This window comes from Mangrovibacter plantisponsor (genome assembly GCF_003182475.1).
GTDB classification, from domain to species: Bacteria; Pseudomonadota; Gammaproteobacteria; order Enterobacterales; family Enterobacteriaceae; genus Mangrovibacter; species Mangrovibacter plantisponsor.
Genome location: NZ_QGTS01000016.1, coordinates 1 through 25629, shown reverse-complemented (window position 1 = coordinate 25629; position 25629 = coordinate 1). Strand labels below are relative to the sequence as shown.

21 protein-coding genes are annotated in these 25629 nt (G+C 54.9%); all 21 read left to right on the top strand.

Annotation, left to right across the window (positions count from 1 at the left end):
- Positions 1-7 precede the first annotated feature (7 nt).
- Positions 8-1039 (top strand): type VI secretion system protein TssA, encoded by a 1032-nt coding sequence (gene tssA, locus DES37_RS21050; RefSeq protein ID WP_110027763.1) that lies wholly within the window; start codon positions 8-10, stop codon positions 1037-1039.
- Between the two features lie 74 nt (positions 1040-1113).
- The gene (tssB, locus tag DES37_RS21045; RefSeq protein WP_036113871.1) at positions 1114-1638 is read left to right on the top strand and encodes a type VI secretion system contractile sheath small subunit; all 525 of its coding nucleotides are present in this window, start codon (positions 1114-1116) and stop codon (positions 1636-1638) included.
- 3 nt (positions 1639-1641) lie between these two features.
- Positions 1642-3138: a type VI secretion system contractile sheath large subunit gene (gene tssC / locus DES37_RS21040; protein WP_036113868.1), complete on the top strand. Its 1497-nt coding sequence runs from the start codon at positions 1642-1644 to the stop codon at positions 3136-3138.
- Between the two features lie 185 nt (positions 3139-3323).
- Entirely contained in the window at positions 3324-3806 is a 483-nt protein-coding gene (locus tag DES37_RS21035; RefSeq protein WP_036113859.1) for an Hcp family type VI secretion system effector, read from the top strand.
- Positions 3807-3910: 104 nt separating this feature from the next.
- A complete protein-coding gene (locus tag DES37_RS21030; protein WP_110027761.1) occupies positions 3911-4276 on the top strand; it encodes a T6SS amidase immunity protein Tai4 family protein in 366 nt (121 codons plus the stop codon).
- A 335-nt stretch (positions 4277-4611) separates the two neighbouring features.
- Positions 4612-4968, top strand: a complete 357-nt coding sequence (locus tag DES37_RS21025; RefSeq protein ID WP_110027759.1) for a T6SS amidase immunity protein Tai4 family protein — start codon at positions 4612-4614, stop codon at positions 4966-4968.
- A 165-nt stretch (positions 4969-5133) separates the two neighbouring features.
- Positions 5134-7101 carry a type VI secretion system-associated FHA domain protein TagH gene (gene tagH, locus DES37_RS21020; protein ID WP_110027757.1) on the top strand — a complete coding sequence of 656 codons (1968 nt, stop codon included), beginning with the start codon at positions 5134-5136 and terminating at the stop codon, positions 7099-7101.
- Positions 7098-7892, top strand: a complete 795-nt coding sequence (locus DES37_RS21015) for a PP2C family protein-serine/threonine phosphatase (RefSeq protein ID WP_036113834.1) — start codon at positions 7098-7100, stop codon at positions 7890-7892. Before tagH ends, DES37_RS21015 begins: the two co-directional genes overlap by 4 nt.
- Positions 7893-7913: 21 nt before the next feature.
- Entirely contained in the window at positions 7914-8891 is a 978-nt protein-coding gene (locus DES37_RS21010) for a hypothetical protein (RefSeq protein ID WP_110027756.1), read from the top strand.
- A gap of 23 nt (positions 8892-8914) precedes the next feature.
- Positions 8915-9739, top strand: coding sequence for a type VI secretion system accessory protein TagJ (locus DES37_RS21005; protein WP_036113828.1), 825 nt, complete (start codon positions 8915-8917; stop codon positions 9737-9739).
- On the top strand, positions 9732-10304 hold the full coding sequence (gene tssE / locus DES37_RS21000; RefSeq protein ID WP_036113825.1) for a type VI secretion system baseplate subunit TssE: 573 nt from the start codon (positions 9732-9734) through the stop codon (positions 10302-10304). Before DES37_RS21005 ends, tssE begins: the two co-directional genes overlap by 8 nt.
- A gap of 2 nt (positions 10305-10306) precedes the next feature.
- On the top strand, positions 10307-12178 hold the full coding sequence (gene tssF, locus DES37_RS20995; protein WP_110027754.1) for a type VI secretion system baseplate subunit TssF: 1872 nt from the start codon (positions 10307-10309) through the stop codon (positions 12176-12178).
- Positions 12175-13239, top strand: a complete 1065-nt coding sequence (gene tssG, locus DES37_RS20990; RefSeq protein WP_110027752.1) for a type VI secretion system baseplate subunit TssG — start codon at positions 12175-12177, stop codon at positions 13237-13239. The genes tssF and tssG overlap by 4 nt, the downstream gene beginning before the upstream one ends.
- 74 nt (positions 13240-13313) lie before the next feature.
- Complete coding sequence (gene tssH, locus DES37_RS20985; RefSeq protein WP_110027750.1) at positions 13314-15947, top strand: type VI secretion system ATPase TssH; 2634 nt, start codon at positions 13314-13316, stop codon at positions 15945-15947.
- A gap of 32 nt (positions 15948-15979) precedes the next feature.
- The gene (locus tag DES37_RS20980) at positions 15980-17407 is read left to right on the top strand and encodes a serine/threonine protein kinase (protein ID WP_110027748.1); all 1428 of its coding nucleotides are present in this window, start codon (positions 15980-15982) and stop codon (positions 17405-17407) included.
- A gap of 253 nt (positions 17408-17660) precedes the next feature.
- Positions 17661-19586 (top strand): type VI secretion system Vgr family protein, encoded by a 1926-nt coding sequence (locus tag DES37_RS20975; RefSeq protein WP_110027746.1) that lies wholly within the window; start codon positions 17661-17663, stop codon positions 19584-19586.
- A 156-nt stretch (positions 19587-19742) separates the two neighbouring features.
- Entirely contained in the window at positions 19743-20123 is a 381-nt protein-coding gene (locus tag DES37_RS20970) for a DcrB-related protein (protein ID WP_110027745.1), read from the top strand.
- A 56-nt stretch (positions 20124-20179) separates the two neighbouring features.
- Entirely contained in the window at positions 20180-21022 is an 843-nt protein-coding gene (locus tag DES37_RS20965) for an N-acetylmuramidase domain-containing protein (RefSeq protein WP_110027743.1), read from the top strand.
- Positions 21019-21585: a hypothetical protein gene (locus DES37_RS20960; protein WP_110027742.1), complete on the top strand. Its 567-nt coding sequence runs from the start codon at positions 21019-21021 to the stop codon at positions 21583-21585. Before DES37_RS20965 ends, DES37_RS20960 begins: the two co-directional genes overlap by 4 nt.
- Positions 21586-21648: 63 nt before the next feature.
- The gene (locus DES37_RS20955; RefSeq protein WP_110027740.1) at positions 21649-22092 is read left to right on the top strand and encodes a DcrB-related protein; all 444 of its coding nucleotides are present in this window, start codon (positions 21649-21651) and stop codon (positions 22090-22092) included.
- A gap of 1 nt (position 22093) precedes the next feature.
- Positions 22094-25629 (top strand): DUF6531 domain-containing protein (locus DES37_RS20950; protein WP_110027739.1); only part of this gene is annotated, 3536 nt, incomplete at its 3' end.

Genomic DNA, 25629 nt, shown 5'->3' with positions numbered 1-25629 from the left:
GTAATTCATGAACATAGACGCTTTTCTGGCCCCGGTCAGCGCCGACAAACCTTGTGGCGATAACCTGGAGTACGATGCCGATTTCCAGGCAATGGAACAGGCAAGCCAGGGGAAAGCAGAGCAACAGTTTGGCGACACCATCATTCCGGCAGAACCGGCAGACTGGACCAAAGTCGAGAAACTGGCCACCAGCCTGCTGGAACGCAGTAAAGACCTGCGGGTAATTATGGCGCTTATCCATGCCTGGACCCGGCGACGCGGCCTGCAAGGTTATGCAGATGGCCTGCTGCTGATTCAACAGGTACTGGTGCTCTACTGGGAGCCACTGTATCCCCTGCTGGAAGAATATGGCGAACGGGATCCGTTTTACCGCTTAAACGCGCTGGCTGCACTGGGTGATGGTTCCGAACTTACTACTGCTGTACGCCAGGCCGCATTACTGCGCAGCGCGGCCGACACACTTTCGTTACGCGATGCCTGTAGTTTACTGGATGGCAGCAAAACCGAATGCCCGGATTACCCCGGCGGGCGTCCCCGCCTGGTAGATGAACTGGCACGCGGCGGGCAGCCAGGCATTGAAGCCTTGCTGCATATTCGTGAACGCCTGCTCACCATTCGTGAAGTGCTCAGCGAGCAACTGGGCGAAAGCGCACTGCCGGAAATGGAAGTGCTGCTGAAAACAGTCAATACGGTGGCTCAGGCTTGCGATGCAACGGATTTATCCACCCTGATCCCCGGCCTGACAGGCGAAAGCCAGACGGAGGGCAACACAGTGGCTGAATCTGATGAGCAACAACCCGCTGCGGCTGCACCACGTAATGTGGACTGGCGCAGTGTTCAACCGGCAACGCGTGAAGATGCACAACTGATGCTGGAAAAAGCGCGCCAGTATTTCCTGCTGTATGAACCGAGCCACCCGGCACCGCTGCTGATTGAACGCGTACAGCGGCTGATTGAAATGAACTTTATGGACATCATTCGCGACCTCGCGCCCGATGGTGTCCACCAACTGGAAAATATTTTTGGGCGCCGTGATTAACCGGCGCACCCTCTTGTGGCGAAGGCACAGCGCCGTCGCCTCACCTTCACCGCGCATATTCGATGGAGAACACCATGGCAATGAGTAACAGTGGGCAGAAGTTTATTGCCCGTAACCGCGCACCCCGCGTACAGATTGAGTACGACGTAGAAATCTACGGTGCGGAGCGCAAAATCCAGCTTCCTTTCGTTATGGGCGTGATGGCAGATTTAGTTGGTAAACCTGTCGAGCCTTTAGCCCCGGTAGATGAACGTAAGTTCCTTGAAATTGATATCGATAATTTTGATGAACGGATGAAAGCGTTGAAACCGCGTGTGGCGTTCCAGGTCGACAACACGCTGACCGGTGACGGCAAACTGAATGTCGAACTGACCTTCGACAGCATGGATGACTTCCTGCCAGACGCCGTTGCCCGCAAAGTTGAACCGCTGAACAAATTACTGGAAGCCCGCACCCAACTGTCCAACCTGCTGACCTACATGGATGGCAAAAATGGCGCGGAAGCCCTGATTGCGAAAGTGCTGCAGGACCCGACATTACTGCAATCCCTGAGCCAGGCACCCAAAGCGGCAGACACCGCCAAAGGTGACGAGGAGTAATCGATGAGTAACCAAACTGAACAACAGCAAAACAGCGCTCAGACGTTTACCCAGGATGAATTCAGCGCGCTGCTGAGCAAAGAATTCCGCCCGAAAACAGACCAGGCGCGTGAAGCAGTAGAAAGCGCGGTAAAAACCCTGGCACAACAGGCGCTGGAAAATACCGTCACCATTTCCAGCGATACCTACCGCACCATTCAGGCGCTGATCGCGGAAATTGATGAAAAACTTTCCGAACAGGTTAACCAGATTATTCACCACGACGAATTCCAGAAACTGGAAAGCGCCTGGCGTGGCCTGAGCTACCTGGTGAACAACACCGAAACCGACGAGATGCTGAAAATCCGCTTTATGAGCGTCTCCAAACAGGAACTGGGCCGTACCCTGAAACGCTTCAAAGGCGTGGGTTGGGACCAGAGCCCGGTGTTCAAAAAAATCTACGAAGAAGAATACGGCCAGTTCGGTGGCGAACCTTTTGGTTGCCTGGTTGGCGATTACTACTTCGACCACAGCCCGCAGGATGTTGAACTGCTCAGCGAAATGGCGCGTATTGGTGCCGCAGCACACTGCCCGTTCATTACCGGTTCTGCGCCGAGCGTGATGCAAATGGAATCCTGGCAGGAACTGGCTAACCCGCGCGACCTGACCAAAATCTTCCAGAACACGGAATATGCTGCATGGCGCAGCCTGCGTGAATCCGAAGATGCCCGCTACCTGGGCCTGGTCATGCCGCGCTTCCTGTCCCGCCTGCCTTACGGTGTGCGCACTAACCCGGTGGACAGCTTCGATTTCGAAGAACAGGTGGATGGCGCTAACCACGACAGTTACACCTGGAGCAACGCCGCTTACGCCATGGCGGCCAACATCAACCGTTCATTTAAAGAATTTGGCTGGTGTACCTCTATTCGCGGCGTGGAATCTGGTGGTGCAGTAGAAAACCTGCCTTGCCATACCTTCCCAAGTGATGATGGCGGTGTGGATATGAAATGCCCCACTGAAATCGCCATCAGCGACCGCCGCGAAGCAGAACTGGCGAAAAACGGCTTTATGCCGCTGGTTCACCGCAAAAACTCTGACTTTGCAGCCTTTATTGGCGCTCAGTCACTGCAAAAACCGGCGGAATACCACGATGCCGATGCAACTGCGAACGCCCGTCTGGCCGCCCGCCTGCCGTATCTGTTCGCCTGCTGCCGTTTTGCGCATTACCTGAAATGTATTGTGCGCGACAAAATTGGTTCATTCCGCGAACGCGACGATATGGAACGCTGGCTGAACAGCTGGGTGATGAACTATGTGGATGGTGACCCGGCGAACTCCTCGCAGGAAACCAAATCCCGCAAACCGCTGGCCGCGGCAGAAGTGCAGGTGGAAGAAATTGAAGATAACCCGGGCTACTACGCCGCGAAATTCTTCCTGCGCCCGCATTACCAACTGGAAGGCCTGACTGTTTCGCTGCGTCTGGTTTCCAAACTGCCATCACTGAAAACCAATGATGCGTAATGCACAGGTAAAAATTCGGCCGTGTATTTTTGGCGAAATACACGGCCGCCAGGTCTGAACCTTATTCAGGGGGTTCAGGCTCAAGGCAGAGGATACAGGGACTGTGTAGACGCACCTCTGATTTCCATTTGCCATATTAGCGCTTTTTAAAAGCAAAACTAACCAATCAAAGAGTAGAGATTATTATGGCTATTGATATGTTTTTGAAAGTCGACGGTGTGACGGGTGAGTCCAAAGACTCTAATCACTCTGGCTGGACTGATATCACTTCTTTCTCCTGGGGTGCTTCTCAGCCGGGTAACATGAGCGTTGGCGGTGGCGGCGGTGCCGGTAAAGTAAACTTTAACGACCTGCACGTTAATGCCCTGATCGACAAATCAGCAACCGCTATCATGAAATACTGTGCAAACGGTAAACACCTGACCAAAGTTGAACTGTCTGTATGTAAAGCAGGTGGTCAGCAGGTGGAATACGCACGCATCACTCTGGAAGAAGTTCTGGTAACTTCTGTTCAGTACACTGGCGCTGATAACGGCGACACCGTTGGTGTTACCTATGCATTCCAGGCTGGTAAAGTGAAACAGCAGTACTGGGAACAAACTTCTTCCGGTAGCAAAGGCGCTGAAAGCTCCGTTGGCTGGAATATCAAAGAAAACAGCGAAGCGTAAGCTTGTTGTTGATGGCGATCCCGGAAGGGATCGCTTTTAACCATAATTTTCGGTAAATCAGATATTTTCAAGGCAGTTCTTCCTACAGGCTACTGAGACTCAATATGGCTGTTAAAATCGGGAAGCTATTTCTGCTAAGCTTGCTTCTGTCTGCACCTGCTATAGCCAGAGTTGATTATAGCCCTGAAGTATATTTGAAAAACTATGCTCTCAGCGCTTGCCTTGCTATGGGTTACTCATCCCAGGAAGTTAAAAATGATGCATCTGCAGCAGCCCGAGGATATTTGGAGTTTGGTGATTACTCTTTATCAGCGCACACTGCAGTAAGGGAATTAGCAAAAGAGTATTTGAAAAAAGATTATCCAAATAAAGCCGGCGTTTCTATGATTGCTGCCAAATGTATTGATTTATATCATAGTAAAGAGTTATCAGATATCATCCTGAAATATAAAGGCGTGCAGGATAATTAACATGGTTGTGATTTTATCATCTTTTCTCTCAGTAACTCCTTGGTGAGAAATAAACAAGATTTTATCCTGAGTGATGTTTTTATGCCACTGAATGGGATAGCAGTGTACAAGCAGCATATGAAACAGCTATTGTATTGTTAACCAGAACTAACGTTAATAAAAAAACTTCCATCTCAAAGTTGAGAGTATAATAATTATTATGGGTTAAGAACAAAAATAGTTGTGCTGATAGTTATGCTTGCATAAGAAATCAATACAAGACAGAGTTGATACTCCTGAAAAAACTATAGTCAGTCGCTCTTATTATTTGGCAATATTCAACTTAGGTAAGGTTGATGAAAATTAATCGTTTTTTGTTTTTTATCCTTTTTGCATCGCCTGCAGGAAGCGCCTTGCCAAATTTATCAACGTTTTCGCAGCAGGAAATATTCACTCACTGGATTGAAAATCGCTGCATCGCAAAAATTGCCGAGACAGAACGCCTGAAGCAGGATGCAAACCAGAGTGCGGCGGTATGGTTAGAGTACAGCCAGTTACCTGTAGATGCATTTAATAATGCAGAGAAACTGATTAATGAAGAAGGAAAAATTAGTTTATCTGGTTCAGTCAAGGGGGAATATAACGTTTTGCGTTGTACTTTGATTGCCAATAGCACTGGTGCAGTCAAAATCTATAAATCATTTGCAAACTGATCGTTATTAAACTCTACCCACTATCTGGGCAGCACGTTTTATCTTACAAAGTGAGACAAATCTCAACTTCATTTTGATATTCTACCTCCGCTCCCCAAACGCTGCAGGCCTTACCGAAAGACCTGCAACGTTTGAGCGCTAATCATACCCAGGCAGGAATACGCTATGCGATTCACGATAATCACCAATAAACCGGGTCAACAACCGCCGCAGACCAGTTGCGATTTCTATCCGCCAGGCGGCACCATTGGGCGCGGTTCCGATAACAACCTGGTTCTGCCAGATGAAACGCGCACCATTTCTCGCCTGCAGGCGATAGTGCATATCACAGCAGAGGGCACCTGCCGCATTACTAACCGTGGCAACATCACCCGCGTACTGCTGAATGATATTCCGCTGGATCGCGGCCGCCAGGTCGAGCTCGAAGATGGCGATATTCTGGGCATTGACGAATACCGCCTGCAAGTTACGGCACTGGGGGCGCAGCCGACTGCGCCTCAACAACCTGCTGCACACCATGCCGCCAGTGCCGTTCCTCATAAGGCAGCACCTGCGCCGGTTCGCCCGGTGCCTGCTGCGCCAGCGCAACCATCAGCGGTTAACGCCGATGGTACAGCGGCGGTTCCCAGTGAAATCTGGGACAGCCTGATGCAGGAATTCTCCATTTCCGACAACATTTCCAGCAGCCCGGTGAGTGGGAAAGGCGAGCACACCACAACGGAGTCTGGCCACAATCCCTTCGCTGAACCAGAAAGTGTTGAGCGTAACCCGGAAGACCCGCTCGCTCAGTTCAATACCAGCGAGCCGCTGTTTAACGAGAAAAAACCGCAGACTGATAACTTATTCGCCGAGTCTTCACTGTTCAGTGGCGACAGCATTTTTGAAGACAATACCCCGTCTTCGCTGGTTCAGCCGGAAACCGCAGAAAATAAACCTGCGCCTGGTAACAGTGAACTGGACCCACTGGCTTTATTCGGTGCCAGCGAAGCCGCACCCGCGGCACGTAACCACGATGACCCACTGGGCCTGATGATGGGTAATGCAGTGCCATTAACGGCACCAGACAGCATCACTCAACCGCAGGAAGCAGTAACACCGGCAGAACGGCATCATGCAGCAGAGCCGCTGGTCGCAAAACCCTCGGTAGCAGAACCCGAACCTGTGGCCACACACTCTGCAGCCACAAACAACGAAAACCCGGTTTCTGCACTGTTTGAAACGGCATCACTGGCGTCTTCACCCTTGTTTGCTGAAGACGAGACAGCCACGACTGTCACGCCAGCCGATATACTGGTAACGCCGCCGCCGGTACAGGAAACCGCAGAAGAAACCATACCAGCCAGTGCAACACAAGCTACCAGCGGCTACGAAGGCATCACTCTGCCCACTCCGCAGACTGTGCAACGCGCCCATGTGCAGACCCCTAAAGGCCGCCTGCGTATTGACCCGGTTGCCTCACCGTCGTCTGCCGACAAATCTGCGCCAGTCACCAGCCAGCAGGGTGAAGGCGATGTATTGCAGGGTGAGTTACTGGCTGCATTGCTGGAAGGTATGGGCCTTGGCGACATGCAACCCGTACCGCAGTTCGACAAAGAAAACATGCGCCAGTTTGGGCAAATGCTGAGCATGTTTTCGCAGGGTACGGTGGCACTGCTCTCTTCCCGCTCCATTCTCAAACGCGGTGTCAAAGCCGATATGACCATGGTGCTGGACGACGCCAACAACCCGTTCAAACTGCTGCCATCCGGTAAAACGGTGTTAATGCAAATGTTCGGCACGCGTATGCCGGGCTTTATGCCGCCGCGTAAGTCCGTGCGTGATGCCCTGATAGACTTGCAGGCTCACCAACTGGGCATGATCTCCGGTATCCGGGCCATTATTGCCGCTATGCTGCAGTCGTTTAACCCGGAACAGCTCGAAGAGCAGGCCCGGGAAGATGGTGTGGTGTCGCGCATTGGTTTACCCGGCAGCCGCAAAGCTGCCCTGTGGGATTACTTTGTGAAAACCTACGGCGAAACTGCCGGGGAAATTGAAGATGACTTCCACACCTTGTTTGGTGAAGCATTCCTGCACGCTTACGACATGGAAGTGAACCAGTACAAAGACTCACAAAGTGGATCAGAAGAAGAATGAATATCACCATGGCATCGCTCTCCCAACAAGGAGAGCGGACAAGCAACCAGGATCAAACCGGTGAGGTGATTGGTGAGCGCGCGGCATGCTTTCTGGTGTGCGATGGTGTTGCGGGTAACTCAGGTGGCGAGGTCGCCGCGCGTATCGCCCGTAATACTATCCTGGCGGAGTTTGATGGCGAGCAGCACCTTAACCCGCAGTTCATTCGCCTGTATGTGAATAACGCCAACCAGGCGATTCGCAGCGAACAGAAAAACGACCAGGACAACAGTAAAATGGGCACCACGCTGGTCAGCCTGTTTATTGACCGCGATTACCACCTGGCGTACTGGGCACATGCGGGTGACAGCCGCCTGTATTTGTTCCGGCGTGGCTTTTTATACCAGGTCACTACCGATCACAGCCTGATCCAGCAGTTAAAAGATGCCGGGCACCAGACAGAAGGTGTCAGCAGCAACCTGCTCTATTTTGCCTTAGGGATGGGCGATGAACGCCGGGAAGCCAGTTACAGCGATGTGGTTCCTGTAGAAGACGGCGATGCTTTTTTGCTGTGTACTGATGGCTTTTGGCATGGTGTAACACAAGAACAGATGCAGCAGTCGTTACAAATGGTGAACACGCCACAAGAGTGGCTGACACTGATGCACCAAAGCCTGCGAAAACATGGCGAAGCCAGTGACGATACACAGGATAATTACAGTGCGATAGCCGTATGGGTTGGTCAGCCACAAGAAACCACGCTGATCCACACACTGGCAGAAGCCGCACAATTTTTCCCCCTTCGTGATTGATTGAAACGAACAAGGATTTATATGAAATATTGGCTTTCGGGTTTACTGGCGTTGTTGGCGGCATCGTCCAGCGCGTGGGCAGAAAATTACCGGATTGTTCAGTCACCGTCTCTGAAACTGGATGTCTGGATAGACAACATCCAGGACAACACAGCAAAAAGTTGGTGTACCAATGAATTACCGCTGCGTATTGTCGCGAATGGCGAGAAAAAACCGGAAATCCTGCAAGGGTTCCTGCCGCAGGTTGGCAAATTGCTGCAAAGCCAGTGTGGCACACTGAATACCCTGCGCTGGGAAATGACAGCACCGGATGGCAATAAACTGGCTACCGGTACCGCCGAGAAAAAACATGACTGGCGTGTCGATATTGCTCCGGCGGCCCAGGTTATTGCTGCGGCAATTCCTCCTGCCAATAACCAACGCGCAGAGGACCTCTCGCCGCAGGCAGACCGCACGCCCTGGTTTGAATTTAACTTAAAAGATGGCTGCCGCCTGCGTACTTTCTGGCAGGGCGACAGTGCCTCACAGGCCTTGTTTATTCCGGCAAAAGACGACGGGAAATGTGAAAAAGGTGGCTGGCTGAATGGCCGGGGTAAAGTTACCCAACAGGGCCAGAATGGTAGCCAGACTATCACCATGACCTTTGTTCACGGCTTCCCGGTGGCCGGGCTTAACCCAACAGCCAACACCAACACGTTGCTGATTGCCTCTGTGAATAATGAACGCATGGTGGTGAGTGACGAGCGTTCACCGCAAAGCTGGCTGATTATGCAGTATGTCCCGCGGATTAACGGCTGGAAGGTGGATGGCACCGTAGCGGTAGAAATGCCGCGTGACCAGGCCAGTGATGGCGACAAACTGAAAGCCCGCCTGGATGAAGTGCGCAAAGTATGGGGCCCATACCTGGAGCCGAATACCGCGCTGACTATCCAACTGGTGGAAGCCGTGCATCTGCAACTCAAAGACCCGGCAGCAGGCGCATACCATACGCTGAAGTAACCTAACCACCACAAGGAATGATTATGCACACCCTCTACCAACAGATGGCCGGAGATTCGCTGGCAGAAACCCTGACGCGCCTGGAAAGTGACATCAAATCCCGGCCTGCGGATGCGGACCTGCGTGCAGCGTTTGTTCAGTTGCTCTGTCTGGCGGGCAACTGGCAGCGAGCCCGTACCCAACTGAAAAGCTGGGCGGCGCTGAAACCCCAGGCACAACCCACAGTGACCTTACTGGAACAGGCTATTGAAGGCGAGTTAACGCGCGCACAGGTTTTTGCCGGTGAAACCGCACCCAGAATGCCGCAAGAAGCCTGGCCCTGGGTTCACCACCTGGTTGCCGCACTGGCACGGGAAAGTGCTGGCGATAGCGCTGCCGCTCTGGCACTGCGCGAACAGGCACTGGAAGCCGCTGAGCTGAACCCGGGCACGCTGCAGGTTAACGAGGACAGCGTGGCGTTTGACTGGCTGATGGATGGCGATGCCCGCCTGGGGCCGGTGTGCGAATTTATCGTCAACGGGCATTACTTCTGGGCGCCATTTTGCGCCATTCGCGAAATCATTTTTCAGGCTCCGGCAAGTGTCACCGACCTGGTGTGGCGCCATGCGCGGATAACCCTGGTGGATGGCAGTGAGCAAGTTTGCCAAATCCCGGCACGTTACCCGGTGGATGCCCGCACAGAAGACCGTTTTCTGCTGGGGCGCGAAACCCACTGGGCAGCACTGGACGAAGACGGTGCGTTTTGTCTCGGCCAGGGGCAGAAAGTGCTGCTCAATGCCGATGATGCCTATTCCTTGCTGACACTGGAAACGCTGGCATTCGCTGGCTCCGAATCTGACCATGAGTAATCGCGACCAGAACACTAACCCTTCTGATCTGCTGCGCACCGGCTACCGCCAAAGAGCCAGTAAGCAGGCGCCAGGCGCGCGCGACAAAATGCAGCCATCCCTGCTGGACCGGCTGACAGATGACGCGCCCGACCAGCAAAAAGAACCGGCCAGCCATAATCTGATTTCCCACAGCACACTGCGGCGCAACGTGCTGCGCGACTTACAGTGGCTGTTCAACACCATCAACAATGAAGCGCAGAATGATCTGCGCGATTTTGCCCATATTCGCCGTTCGGTTGTGAATTTCGGTATCGCTCCACTGGCCGGGAAACGGATGTCGGAAATTGAATGGCAGGATATTCAGCGCAAACTCACCGAAGCGATTCTGGCTTTTGAGCCCCGCATTATTCCGCAGGGGCTGCAAGTGCGCTGCTTGTCTGACCCGCAATCGCTGGATGCACACAACGTTTTGTCCATCGAAATAAAAGGCCGGTTGTGGTGTGTACCCTGGCCGCTGGAGTTCCTGTTCCGCACCGATGTGGATCTGGAAAACGGGCATTTTGAGTTAAAAGACGCAGGCTGATTATGGACAGTAAACTTCTCGACTATTACAACCGCGAGCTGGCGTATCTGCGCGAAATGGGCGCAGAATTTGCCAGCCGCTATCCCAAAGTGGCCGGTCGGCTCGGGATGCGGGGTATCGAAGTCGCAGACCCTTACGTCGAACGCCTGATGGAAGGCTTTGCCTTTCTGACCTCGCGCGTCCAGCTAAAAATGGATGCGGAATTTCCGCGCTTCTCTCAGCGTTTGCTGGAAATGTTCGCGCCAAACTACCTTGCTCCCACGCCCTCTATGGCGATTGCCCAGCTCCAGCCAGATATGCAAAAAGGCGACTTGAGTGATGGCTTCACCGTGCCGCGTGGCACCATGATGGACAGCCTGGCGCTGAAAAAAAATGGCGTCACCTGTGCCTGGACTACTGCCCATGATGTCACGCTGTTGCCACTGCATATCAGCAATGTGGAACTGGGGGGCGTACCGGCCGATGCACCACTGATGGCGATGGGGCTGAGCCAGCGGGGCGCGGCCAGCGCACTGCGTATTCGCATTAGCTGCAATGGCAAAAATACCCTGGAAAACCTGAACTTCGACCGGCTGGATTTTTTCCTCAGTGGCCCGGACATAGAAGCACAGAAATTACTTGAGCTGGTGATGCAGCACTCTGTGGGCCTGTTTTGCCAGACTGTGGCGCCATCACCGCAACGTATTGTGCTGGGCGATGATGCCCTGACCCAGGAAGGGTTCGCACCGGAACAGGCTATGCTGCCCGATGACCTGCGAAACTTCGATGGCTACCGCCTGCTACAGGAATATTTCGCATTTCCGGCGCGTTGCCAGTTTATTGCAGTCAGCCAGCTGCACAGCCTGCTGGCGAAAAGCGCCGGTGCCAGTGCTTTTGATATCGTTATTTTGCTGGATAAAGCCGACAGTGCACTGGAGCGCATAATCGATAAAGCGTACTTTGCCCTGCACTGCACACCGGTCATTAACCTGTTCCCTAAATATGCCGAGCGGCAAAAAATTCAGGACAGCCAGGGCGAATACCACCTGGTGGTTGATAATGTTCGCCCACTGGATTACGAAATCTATGCGGTAAAAAATATCTATGGCTCACGTTCTGATCGCCGGGAAGAGCAGCTATTCCGCCCGTTCTGGCAATCATTCAGTGGTGACCACGGCAACTATGGCACTTACTTCTCCCTGCGCCGTGAACAACGCGCGCTTTCAGAACATGCCCTGCGTTATGGCACCCGTACCGGCTATGTCGGTTCCGAAGTGTTTGTTTCACTGGTAGATGAAAGCCATGCGCCCTGGTCCGACAGCCTGAGCCACCTGACAGCAGAAGTGCTGTGCACCAGCCGGGATTTACCGCTGATGCTGCAACAAGATTTGGGCGAGTTTGTGATGCCAGATTCGCTACCCGTTGCCGGTATCTCTTTGCTTAAAGGCCCCACTCCGCCGCGCCCGGCGCTGGCCGAAGGGGTTGCCACCTGGCGGCTTATCAGCCACCTGCAAATGAACTACCTCAGCCTGATGGACAGCGAAAACGGCGAAGGGGCTGAAGCCCTGCGCCAGTTGCTCGGGCTGTATGGCAACCTGGCGGAAGTGCCTGTCGCCCGCCAGATAGATGGCCTGCGCCGTTGCCAGTTGCGCCCGGTACACCGCCGGGTACCAGAACCTGGCCCGATTGTTTTCGCCCGGGGTATCGCCATTGACCTGCAAGTGGATGAACAGGATTTCTCCGGGTTCAGCCCCTGGCTGCTCGGCAGTGTGCTCGAGCGTGTGTTCTCCCGCCTGGTGGCAATCAACAGTTTTACGGAAGTGACACTGACCAGCCAGCAACGCGGTGAAATTGGCTGGTGGGGGCCACGCATGGGGAAACGGGCACTGATATGAGCGAGACCTCAACACCTGAAACCCGGCTACCCACTGTTAAGCGGGTAACCCGCCTGGCAGATAACTTCTGGCCGGCTGTTATGGCCGCACCCTGGCGTTATGACCTGTTTCAATTACTGCGCCGGGTTGATGCCCAGGGCGGAGGGCGTTATCCCCTGGGGCGTGCGCCGTTACCCCGTTTTGATGCCTTACGGGTTGCTCAACAGCCTTCAATGGCATTTGCGCCCTCCACACTGGCAACGGTAAAAGAACTCGAAGGCCGCGATTTACACGAAGTTTCGATTTTCAGCTTCGGGTTATTTGGCCCCAACGGCCCGTTACCCGTGCATATGACAGAATACGTGCGTGAACGTATCTATCACCACCAGGACGACTCACTGAGCGCGTTTGCCGACCTGTTTCACCACCGCCTGAGCCTGTTGTTTTACCGTGCCTGGGCTGATGCGCAACCCACCGTTTCGCTGGACAGGCCGGATAACCGCCGTTTCGAAGAATACCTGGCCTGCCTCACTGGCATGGGGTTGCCCGGGCAACGCCACCGGGGAAGCCTGAGCGAACATGCCCGGTTTGGGCTGGCCGGCCACCTGACACGCAGTGGTCGCGATGCCGAAGGGCTGGAAAAAATGCTGCGCCACTATTTCCAGGTACCGGTGCGGGTGCGTGGCAATATTCCGCACTGGATGCCGATAGACCAGCGAGACCAAACCCGGCTGGGGGGCCAGGGGCGGCGGGCACCGCGCCTGGGGGAATCCACCTTTGTGGGCATTGCCGTGCGCGATGTGCAGCATAAATTCCGCCTCGAAATTGGCCCGTTAAGCCTGCAGGACTACCAGCGTTTTCTGCCAGGCGAGCGAGAAGTAACCGAATTACGTGACTGGGTGCGCCAGTACCTGGGAACGGACTACGCCTGGGATGTGCGCCTTATCCTTAAAGGTGCCGAGGCAACGGGTGCGAAGCTGGGCGGCAACAACCGCCTGGGGTACAGCGCCTGGCTGGGCGAGCGCCCGGAAAAACCCGACCGCCATGATCTGGTGTTTATGCCTGAGCCAGAACACAGCTAACACACGCGTTGGGTTTACAACAATAACAACACTGTATTTCAGGCACCAGGTGCCAACCGTCAACAGGAATAATCATGTCAGAGATCAGCCGCGCCGTTTTGTTCGGCAAACTGGATACGCTGTTATTTACCGCGCTGGAGAGCGCAACCGCCTTTTGTAAGTTGCGCGGCAACCCCTACGTTGAACTTGCACACTGGCTGCATCAGTTAATGCAGCAGCAGGACGGCGACTTACAACAGTTGGTTCGCCACTTCGACCTCGACGAAGCGGCTCTGGCGCGCGACATAGTGGCCGCACTGGACAGCCTGCCCCGTGGCGCAACCGCGATTTCTGACTTGTCGGAACATGTGGACACAGCAGTTGAGCGCGCCTGGGTATATGCCTCCCTCACTTTTGGTGCCGGGCGCATTCGCGGCGGGCATTTGCTGATTGGCCTGTTGAAAACCTGGAACCTTGCCAATGTACTCAAAGGGATTTCCGGCCAGTTTACCCGCCTGAACGCCGACCAGCTTATTGACCAGTTCGACACGATTTTTGCCAACAGCAAAGAAACCCAGCAAGTTGCCAGCGCACCACAAAGCGAACAGGCCGCGCCGGGCAGCCAGCAAAGCGCCCTGGCGCAATATGGCCAGAACCTCACGGAAAAAGCCCGTGACGGCAAAATCGACCCGGTGGTTGGCCGCGATGAAGAAATTCGCCAGATGGTGGATATCCTGATGCGTCGCCGCCAGAACAACCCACTGCTCACTGGTGAAGCCGGGGTGGGTAAAACGGCGGTTGTTGAAGGCCTGGCCTGCCGGATTGCACAAGGTGATGTCCCGGCACCTTTACAGGCGGTACAGCTCTGGCTGCTGGATATCGGTTTACTGCAGGCTGGTGCTGGTATGAAAGGTGAATTTGAAGCCCGCCTGCAGAGCCTGATCAACGAAGTCCAGTCCAGCCCGGAACCCATCATCCTGTTTATTGATGAAATCCACACCCTGATTGGCGCTGGTGGGCAGCAGGGAACTGGCGATGCCGCCAACCTGATGAAACCGGCGCTGGCGCGTGGCCAACTGCGCACCATTGGTGCCACCACCTGGGCGGAATACAAAAAATACATTGAGAAAGACCCGGCGCTTACCCGCCGTTTCCAGACTGTACAAGTACATGAACCGGATGAAGAAAAAGCGCTGTTAATGCTGCGCAGCACGGTTTCCCCGCTGGAAAAACACCACCATGTATTACTGCTGGATGAAGCCGTGGCTGCCGCAGTGAAACTCTCTCACCGCTATATCCCGGCACGCCAGTTGCCTGATAAAGCCGTTGCCCTGCTGGATACCGCCTGTGCCCGTGTGGCAGTCAGCCAGAGTGCGCCACCGCCGCAACTGGAAGACTGCCTGCATCGCCTGGAAGCCATTGAAGTGGCACTGGAAATTGCCCACCGCGAAGGGCGCATTGGCCTGGGTGACAGCACCCGGGTGGCAACCCTGGAAGCAGACAAAGCCCGTGAAGAAGCCCTGCGTGAAACCCTGACTGCGCGTTGGGAGCAGGAACGCACTCTGGTGGATGATATTATTGCGTTACGTGCCGAGCGCCACGCATTGCCAGAAACGCCAGAGGCCGATGATGACCGGTCATCAACCATTAATCAGCAACTCAGCGAACGCCAGCAACAACTGCGTGAATTACAGGGCGATGCCCCGTTACTGTTTGCCGCTGTAGATGCCAATGTGGTTGCCGCTGTTGTCTCCGACTGGACAGGCATTCCGCTGGGGCGCATGGTGAAAAACGAAATCGACGCAGTGCTGCAACTGGCCGATACACTCAACCAGCGTGTGATTGGCCAGCGCCATGGCCTGGAAATGATTGCCCGCCGGGTGCGCACCACGCGAGCCCGGCTGGACGACCCGAACAAACCCGTTGGTGTCTTCATGCTGTGTGGCCCGTCTGGTGTCGGGAAAACCGAAACCGCGCTGGCACTGGCGGAATCTTTATACGGTGGTGAACAGAACATCATTACCATCAATATGAGTGAATTCCAGGAAGCCCACACCGTTTCCACCCTGAAAGGCGCGCCTCCGGGGTATGTTGGCTATGGTGAAGGTGGTGTGCTGACAGAAGCAGTGCGCCGCCGCCCTTACAGCGTGGTGTTACTGGACGAAATCGAAAAAGCACACCCGGATGTGCACGAAATTTTCTTCCAGGTATTTGATAAAGGGTGGATGGAAGATGGTGAAGGGCGGCATATTGATTTCCGCAACACCATTATTATTCTGACCTCCAACGTGGGGACGGATTTAATCAGCGCCATGTGTGCTGACCCGGATTTGATGCCAGACCCCGAAGCCCTGAGTGGTGCGCTGCGCCAGCCGTTACTGCAAGTTTTCCCGCCTGCTTTACTGGGGCGCTTGCTGGTCGTACCTTATTACCCACTTAGTGATACTATGCTGGCAGAAATTGTCCGTCTGCAATTGCGCCGTATTCAGCGCCGCCTGGAAGAAAACCATGGCATTATTTCAGACGTGGACGATAGCGTTATCACCCAAATCGTTCAACGCTGTACAGAAGTGGAGTCTGGCGGGCGCATGGTTGATGCCATTCTCACTAACACGCTACTGCCGCAAATGAGTACCCTTTTACTGAGCGCCAGTGCGCGGGATGAACAATTCCGGCGGTTGCGTATCACGGTTGAACAGGGCGAATTTCAGTGTCAGTTTGAGGCGTAACGCCATTACCACAGGAAGCGAGTTTTCCCATTATGTCGGAATACGAAAACAATCGGACCGTATCTAACGCACTCCCCGTTGGATACCGTTTCAATGAGTTTGAAATTAAGGAAGTCATTGGTGGTGGCGGGTTTGGCATTGTCTATCGCGCCTGGGATCATCAACTGGAACGCACTATCGCCATTAAAGAGTTCATGCCATCGTCGCTGGCGGTGCGCAACGACGATATGCGCCTGGTGCTGCGTAGTGAACGCTTCGGCAAAGCTTTTACCGCCGGGCTGAACAGCTTTATTCAGGAAGCGCGCCTGCTGGCCCGCTTTAACCACCCGAACCTGCTGCATGTGCTGCGTTTCTGGGTGCATAACGATACAGCATATATGGGTACCGCATTTTATAGCGGCACTACCTTGTCCCGCCTGCGCGAACAGCACCCGGAACGTATCGATGAAACCTGGATCCGCCGCATGCTGCCCATGCTGCTGGGCGCAGTGAAAACCATCCATCAGGAAGGTTACCTGCACCGGGATATTTCCCTGGATAACATCCAGATTCAGGACAACGGCCTGCCAGTATTGCTGGACTTCGGCTCTGCCCGGCGCAGTATCGGCAATATTTCCGATGAAACCGAAACCATGTTGCGCCCCGGTTTCGCGCCCATCGAACAATACACCGATGACAACGACAGCGAACAAGGTCCGTGGACGGATATCTACGCACTGGGTGCCGTGTTGCATACCCTGGTTGTGGGCTCACCGCCGCCAGTCAGCGTGGTGCGCAGCATTGAAGATAACTACCAGCCACTAATGAAACGCCGCCCGCAGGGCTATTCACCGGCGTTGCTGAACGCGATTGACCAGGCGCTGGCGCTGAAAATGGAAGACCGCCCGCAATCTGTTGATGCCTTTGCGGCGCTGGTGGAAACCGCGGTAGCCGGTATTGATGATGTCGCGCAGGTTAACCGCCCGGGCACTATGCTGGTGCCGGTAGAAACCGAAGAAGAACCCCAGAAACCTGCCGGGCTGAAACGCTTTATGGTGCCGGGCCTGGTTGCCGCCGGGGTGCTGGTCGGTATTGCGCTGGGTGGCGTGTTATTCCATGGTGGTGGTTCTGAATCTGTGCCAACCGCCGGCGAAGCCTCCACACCGGCAACGCCGGCAGATACTGCCAGTGATAATACCGCGGCGGTGGCGGCTAACACACCGTCAGCCCCGGCAACAACAACTGCGCCGGTTGCCACCAACGCAGAGCCGGTTGCCCTGGTTTATGTGCGTATGCGCGAAGGCGACCAGTTGACGTTGAATGGCAAGCAACAAGCGGTTGTTCCTGCCAGCAATGGTTTCGCTTCACTGCAACTGCCAGCCGGGCAGTACGAACTAAAAGTGACCGGCCACGGCGATGCGCGTAATGAAAACATTACCGTTGACCGCCCCGGCACCTGGTTTATCAACCCGCAATCCTGAGTACCTGAAACGGGCAGCCAGTTAACTGCCCGCCTGATTCTTACCAGTAAATTCACCGGGCTTCATGCCCGGTTTTGCTGTGTTTAACTCATCTTTACTCCAATAATTCGCGTGACAGGCTCCGTAAGCGCGGCCTGCCTGTAATGTGAAATATAAAAGAGTATGTCCTCTGATTCGCCAGTAGACAGTGGTGCCGCCAACAGGCGTGCTGCTGTGTTCTCGGTTGCAAACAACACATCCTGGGAATGAATTTATGTTGAACCGAATTACCGTCCAGCTCCCGGTTGAAGGGCTGTTATTCTGGAAACTTTCCGGGCGTGAAGCGTTATCGGAATCCTTTGCGCTGACGGTGACTGTGCTGGGCACAGATGCCCGTATCGACCGTAGCAGCTTGTTGGGAAAAGCCATTACCGTCACCATTCCAACGGAAAACCTGCTCACTTCCCGTTATATCAACGGCAAAATCACCCGGGTGGGAGTGAGCGCGACGGAAATCAGTGGCACCCGTTATGCCGTTTACGCGCTAACAGTGGAGCCCGATTTGTGGCCGATGAAACGCGACCACAACCTGCGTATTTTCCAGAACCAGACCGTGCCGCAGATAGTGAAAACCCTGCTGGGCGAATATCAGGTCAACATTGAAGATAAACTTACCGGCAGCTACCGGGTGTGGGAATACTGCGTTCAGTACCAGGAAAGCAGTTTTGCGTTTATCAGCCGCCTGATGGAACTGGAAGGTATCAGCTACCACTTCCGCCACGAGGCAGACAAGCACACGATGGTGCTGACAGATGCGGTAGAGCAGCATGTGCCGTTCACCGGGTATGAAAACATTCCGTACCATGTAACCGGCTCTGGCGGCAGTACCGATGAAGAAGGTATCAGCCAGTGGGCGCTGGAAGACAGCGTAACGCCGGGTATTTACAGCCTGGATGATTACGACTTCCGCAAACCCAACGCCTGGCTTTACCAGGCGCGGCAGAACCCGGTTTCCCCTGCACCGGGCAGCATAGACGTTTACGACTGGCCGGGGCGCTTTGTGGAACATGGGCACGGTGAATTTTACGCCCGTATCCGCCAGGAACGCTGGCAGGTAGAACACCAACAGGTTTACGGCACCGGTACGGCAATTGGTATTGCACCGGGTTATACCTTTACTCTGCTTAATGCGCCATTCTTCAGCGATAACGGCGAATACCTGACCATTAGCGCAGACTACATGTATGAAGAAAACCGCTATGCCAGCGGTAGTGACGGCGAAACCATTCACCGTACTGATTTTACCGTTATCCCGTCTTCCATTCCGTTCCGCCCGGCATTCAGCGCCCAGTGGCCACGAACCGGCGGGCCGCAGACGGCAAAAGTAGTGGGGCCGTCCGGGGAATCCATCTGGACCGATAAATACGGCCGGGTAAAAGTGAAATTCCACTGGGACCGCCTGGCAAAAGGCGATGACACCAGCTCCTGCTGGGTACGTGTTTCCAGCGCCTGGGCAGGCCAGGGTTACGGTGGCGTACAAATTCCCCGCGTGGGCGATGAAGTGGTGGTGGACTTTATCAACGGCGACCCGGATCGCCCCATCATTACCGGGCGTGTGTATAACGATGCCAGCATGCCGCCCTGGGCGCTGCCTGCTGCCGCCACCCAAATGGGTTTCCTGAGCCGCTCAAAAGACGGCACCGCCAGTACCGCTAACGCCCTGCGCTTTGAAGATAAAGCCGGTTCAGAGCAGGTGTGGCTCCACGCCGAACGTAACCTGGACGTGGATGTGGAAAACGATGAAAACCATAGCATCGACAAAAACCACACCCATTTTGTAGGTGAAAATGAAGTGCAACGCGTGGTTAAAGACCAGACCGTGGGTGTGAAGGGAGAAGTGAAAACCATCACCGGCGGCAATATGAAGGAAGAAGTGGTTAATAACTACATTCTGACCACCGGAGAGGGTATTCGCCTGGCATGTGGTAATAGCGCCATTGAGCTTGCCAAAGACGGTTCAGTAACGATTATTGGCACCAAATTGAATATCACTGTAAGCGGCCAGGGAGATATTAATGCGCAGCCATTAAATCTGAACTCAGGTAATGGCTCTAATATCTCAGCACCGGGTGAAAATTTTAAATCCGTCATCCAGCAAGATCTGGACAGCTTCTTTGTGTTTAATGCCAGCGAAGAATAACCAGCACCGACAATTTGCCTGAATCGCCCGGGAACGGGCGGTGCTTAATACCACAGGGCAGCACGTTTATTTTATTCATCGACACGGGGTGGGGGGAGTGGCTATATCACTGCCTGTGGCCCGACTTTAGTCGCCAGCAACCGTTAAGACCGTACTATGAAGAAATCTACGCGTAGTGAGCAATCCACCGAAGCCTTTACCTTCAGCGTCTCACGCAGCGCCGCCAGTATTGACGACAAACTGCACGATGTCGCGGCCAGCATGATCCGCGAACTGGAAGAAAGCCTGGCCGATTTCAGGCTGAACTCTTTTGAAATTATTGATGTAGACGGCCTTCCAGCCGCTGAACTGTTCTACGAATTTAAAAGCGACAACACACCCGTTCACCAAAAGCAGACCGTTTTATTGCTGGATGACCCGGCTCTGGGCAAAAAGAAGGTCTGTTATATCGGTACCTGCGTGGGTGATTACAGCGAAAGCGATATCGAACAGTACCGTAAAATGATTCGCGGAATTCGTTTTCAACATGGGAAGTAGATATTTTTATTTAATTCATTAAGACAATAATACTTATTAAATATTTTGAGGGTTTTATGGCAAGGATAAATTCACCTGTTGGTGAAGGTCAACGTAATTTATATGGTGATGTTCGCACAATTCAAACCTTATTGAATAAAAATAGTGTTATTACAAGACCCGGTAATTTATTAGCAGAAGATGGGAAAATTGGCCCAAATACCATCGCCAGAATTCGGTTGTTTCAGGAAAAAGTGGTGCGGATGCGTAACCCGGATGGCGTGATTGACCCGAACGGTGTCACCATGCGTAACCTGACCCTGCATGCCAATTTCCATACTACGGTTAATCGCACTACACGGGTGCCTGGCATTACTCAGGAACAGTTTGTTCAGGCGGCCGCGACTTTAGGCTGTGAAGTGGCTGCCATCAAAGCGGTGGTGTACACCGAGTCTCCCCGTGGAGCATTTGATGAAAAAGGCCGCCCGTCAATTTTATATGAACGCCATTACTTCCATAAGTTAACCGGCGGAAAGTATGACAGCAATCCGGTGCTGTCTAACCCTACAGCGGGTGGGTATGGAAAATACAGTGCCCAGTATGGCAAGCTTGAAGAAGCCATGAAACTCGATAAAAATGCTGCACTCCGGTCAGCATCCTGGGGCGCTTTTCAAATTATGGGTAACAACTTCAAGGAAGCCGGTTTTTCTTCGGTTGATGATTTTGTGAAAGCGATGGGAACACTCCAGGGACAACTGGATGCCTTTGTCAGATTTATCGCGAATAATGCGCATCGTAAAAATGCCCTGATTAATAAAAACTGGGCTTCATTTGCTTATAATTATAATGGACCAGCGTATCGTAAAAATAATTATGATAATAAACTGGCTCATAACTACCAAAAGGCGTTATCTGAATGAATCAAACACGCATAAGTGTATGTGCCTTAGCGCTGTCACTACTTTTCCCTGTTTCTGCTTTAGCGGGCGTGACACTCAAAGCAATAAATACCCACAGCTATGAAAAAAGCCTTTATGAGGCCGCAGCAAAACAACAAATTGAAAATGGTGCGCCGGTTGATAAACAGGCTTTCTCAGTAAAAAGTGATGATAAGGTTCTGGGGAATATTCTTGCAGGCCAGGGCTTTAATGCTAACGACGACAATGTTTGTTTTGTTTCATGGGCAGCCCCTGACGGAAAAATTCAGAATCTGGTGCCAACCATTGGTTTCGATAACTGGGAAGCTGAGGTTTGTGGCGGAACCCGTGCTGTGGGCGTGCTGGCTGATGATAAAGACAGTATCAAGCTTGCCGTTATTTATGATGCACAGTCGCCCAACGCCAGTGCGGTTGAATCCGTTATCTTCTCGGTCAATACAGCAACTGGCGCTTTCACTCCAGACAATGCCCTGACAGCAAAACTGGGTTCGCAGGGCGCGGCCACGCTCCAGGCACTGAAAACCCTTTACCGCGCTTCACATTAACACCGCCGCCGGGCCGGTTACTGCGCGCCCGGCGCAACAGATAATGCCATTCCAGAGACCTCTATGAATTACACCTTTAACGAAGGGCAGATAGCCCTGTTCCCCGGCCAGTGGGCGGATGCCTCAACACATATCCTGCGAGATACCGACAGCGGGCTTTCTGTGGTGATCACCCGCGGGCCGGTGCCGGAAGACAGCGACTTCGAGAAAGAATTTCACCGCCAGTGGGATGGCATGCGCCCGCAAATGACTTCCCTGCAACAGGGCGAATTCACCCGGGTGAGCATAGGCCCGGACAACCTGACCCGCGGTGTGGAAGTGGAAAGCCACTTTGCGCGTAATGGCGTGGATTTGTGGCAAAAACAGCTGGCAGTGCCGGTGGCGGATAAACCCCAAATGCTGCTGTTTACCTTTTCAGCCCTGCGGCCGTTCAGCGAACAGGATGAACAACACTGGAGCCAGTTAAAAGCCAGCATTACGTTTAACCCTACGGAGCAGGACGCCTGAAATGAGTGACAACCACGCAGCTCGCCTGGGCGATCAAATTATTCACACCACACTGCTGGCAGATATTGTCAGTTCTGTGGCGGAGATAGCTACCTATGCTGCCATTGGTATGGTGGTGGGTGGTGCCATTGCCGCCGCCGCTCCCCTGGCCGGAGGTGGCGCACTGACCGCCGCAATGGCAACCATGGGTGGAACGGCGGCAGGTGCTACTGGCCTTGCTGCCGGTGCGGGCTGCGTATTATCCGGAATGGTGGGTGGCGTACTTGCCAGTGTAACGGGTCTGGCTGATGAAATTAGTTCATCTGCCACCGCTCTGGGCAACCTGATTTCACCGCCATCCCCGGCCGGGACAATCAACTCTGGCTCCAGTAATGTGAATATCAATGGCAAACCGGCGGCCCGGGCTGCGGGCCACGCCACTGAACCGGAGAAGAAGGAAGAGTCGGATTCGGGGATCAGCTTCCTTGATATGGCGGCGGGTGTGCTGGGTTTTGCCAGCTCGGTGGCAGCGAATATGTGGCAACCCACAGTCGCAGGCGCGGATGCAAACACCAAGTCTTCACCCCTGGACACCATTGATTGTGAAAAACACTCCCCGCAGGAGTACCTGGCAGAAGGCTCCAGCAATGTGTTCATCAACGGGCAGCCAGCCGTGCGTGCTAATGACCGCACGACCTGTGACGCCACCATCTCCACCAGTGTGTCGCCCGATGTCACCATCGGCGGCGGCACACTAACAGTACGCCCGATCCACAGCGGTAAATTACCCGGATTCGACCTGGGCATTTCGGTCATCATGATGCTGTTGGGCCGCCCCAGTAAAATACTGCGTAACCTGCCCTGTATTATGATGTCCGGGGTGACGGGGTACATGACCAACCTGCTGACCAGTGCGGTGATGGCGGCGGGTAACCCGGTCCATGCTGCCAGTGGCGTAAAAGTCCTGAATGACGACAACGAACTGGATGTCGCGCTGCCGGGGCGTTTCCCGTTCCGCATGCAGCGCGCCTACAACAGCCTGAACACCCGTGACGGCCTGTTCGGCACCGGCTGGAGCACCGCCTTCGACAGTTACCTGCACGTCGACGGTGACCAGGCCACCTGGTATGAAGAAACCGGGCGCGAAGTGCAGTTCACCCTGCCAAAACCGGACAGCATGCTGCTCAGCCCGGCCGAAGGGATCCTGGTGCGCCGCAATGAACACGGCGATGTGGTGATAGGCGACCAGGACAGCAGCCAGTGGCGGCTGTTCAAACCCACCCGGGAGAACCCGTCGTACCTGAAACTGGCCATGTTGTGTGATGATTACGGCAATAGCCTGGAAATGAGCTACGACGAGCAGGGCCGCCTGGTGCGCATTCATGATGCCGCTGGTGCGGTGGACGTCACACTGGCCTATACACACCCGGATTTCCCGCAGCGTGTCACCGCTCTGAGCCATTTCGACGGCAGCCAGCACTGGCCCCTGATGCAGTGGGGCTATGACAGCCGCGGCCTGCTGGCTTCTGCCACTGATGCCAGCGGCGTCACCCGCCGTGAATACCGTTACAACGATGACCGGTTAATGGTGTGGCACCGCCTGCCCGGCGGGCTGGAAAGTGAATACCGCTGGGAAAAACAGGACCACTGGCGCGTGGTGGAAAACCGCACCAGTACCGGGGAACACAGCAAAATCGACTACGACCTGGTGGCGCGTATCACTACTGTCACCCGGGAAAACGGTGCTGTTCGCCGCCACCACTGGAATGCCAACCAGATGGTTACCCGCCTGGAAGATGAACGCGGTGAAAACTGGCTGTTTGAATGGGATGAGAACGACCAACTGCTCAGCGAAACCGACCCGCTGGGCAACACCTGGAAATATGTGTACGACATCAACGGCAACCAGGTCCGCGTGACTGACCCGCAAGGTAACGTGCAGTCCACCGAATGGCTGGCACACCGTGCCCTGCCGGTTCAGGTGACGGATCCGGAAGGCAACAGCACCCACTACACCTATGACGCACACCACGGCCTGAAAAGCATCACTGACGCACAGGGTGGCACCACCACCGTGCAGCGCGATGAATACGGCCTGGTTATCAGTGAGACGGACCCGAAAGGCGGCCGCCGCCATACCGATTATAACCGTGCCGGGCTGGTAAGCGCGGCAACGGACTGCTCCGGGCGCACCACCCGTTACCGTTACCACCCGCTGGGCTGGCTGCTGGAAGAAACTGCGGCAGACGGCACGGTGACCGGCTACCAGTACGATGCGGCAGGGCGCCCCACCGGGCTGACCCGGCCAGAAGGCTGGCAGGAGAGCCTGAAATGGAGTGCGCGCGGCCTGCCGGAATGGCACCAGACGGCAGACGGGCGGCGCCACGGTTTCCGCTACGATAACGCCGGGCGGCTGACAGCCACGCAGGACCCGGAAGGGAACACTGTTCAGCGCGAATACGATGCCCGCAGCCGCCTGGTGGCTCTGCGCAATGAAAACGGCGAGGCATACCGCTTCACCTGGGGCGATGACAACCTGCTGCTGGCAGAAACCGGGCTGGACGGTGTGTCCACCCGCTATGAATACGATGCCTGCGGGCGCACACTCCGGCGCACCTTCGCGGCAGGCCATGCCGACGCCATCATCCACGGCTTCCATTATGATGAACGGGGCCTGCTGACGGCCCGCACCAGCCCGGATGCACGCACCCGCTACCAGTGGTCAAAACGCGGCCAGATGGTGTCTGTTTCCCGCCACCCGGCTCTGGGTGACGGCGCTTACAGCGATGCGGCCGAACAGGTGCTGCACTTCGGCTATAACGCGCTGGGGCAACTGGTGAGTGAAGACGGCGATAACGCCACCCTCGCCTGGGAATACGATGCGCTGGGCAACCGCACGCAGACCACGCTGCCGGACGGGCGGCAGTTAAAACAGTTCTATTACGGCAGCGGGCACCTGCTGAGCATTGCGCTGGACAGCCTGCCGGTCACGGACTTCACCCGGGACGTGCTGCACCGTGAAACCAGCCGTACCCAGGGCGTGCTGGGCAGCCACACCCGTTACGATGCGCTGGGCCGCCTGCAGGCCCGTGATGTGTTCAGCGGTCACCCGCAACGCCCGGGGGACATGCACTGGCGGCAGCGCTGGGAATACGATTTCCGCAACAACCTGGTGCGTGAAGAGCGCAACCGCGACCCGTTCGATGCCAGCCGCTGGTCCTACGACAGCACGGGCAAACTGCAGCAGCAGGAAGACAGCCGCAGTGGCACAGTGAACTGGCCGCAGGACGGCGCGGGCAACCCGCTGGCACAGGGTGGCGGCCGTGTACTGCACAACCGGGTGACGGAACTGAACGGTATTCGCTGGCGTTACGATATTCACGGGCGCACGGTGGAGAAAATCAGCGGCCAGCAGCGCTGGCGCTACCGTTACGACACGGAACACCGGCTGACAGACGTGGTAAGCGAAACCCGGCACCGCCCGGCGGTGCATGTGAGCTTCCAGTACGACCCGCTGGGCAGGCGCATCAGCAAAACGCGCTGGCAGGTGCGGGAAGA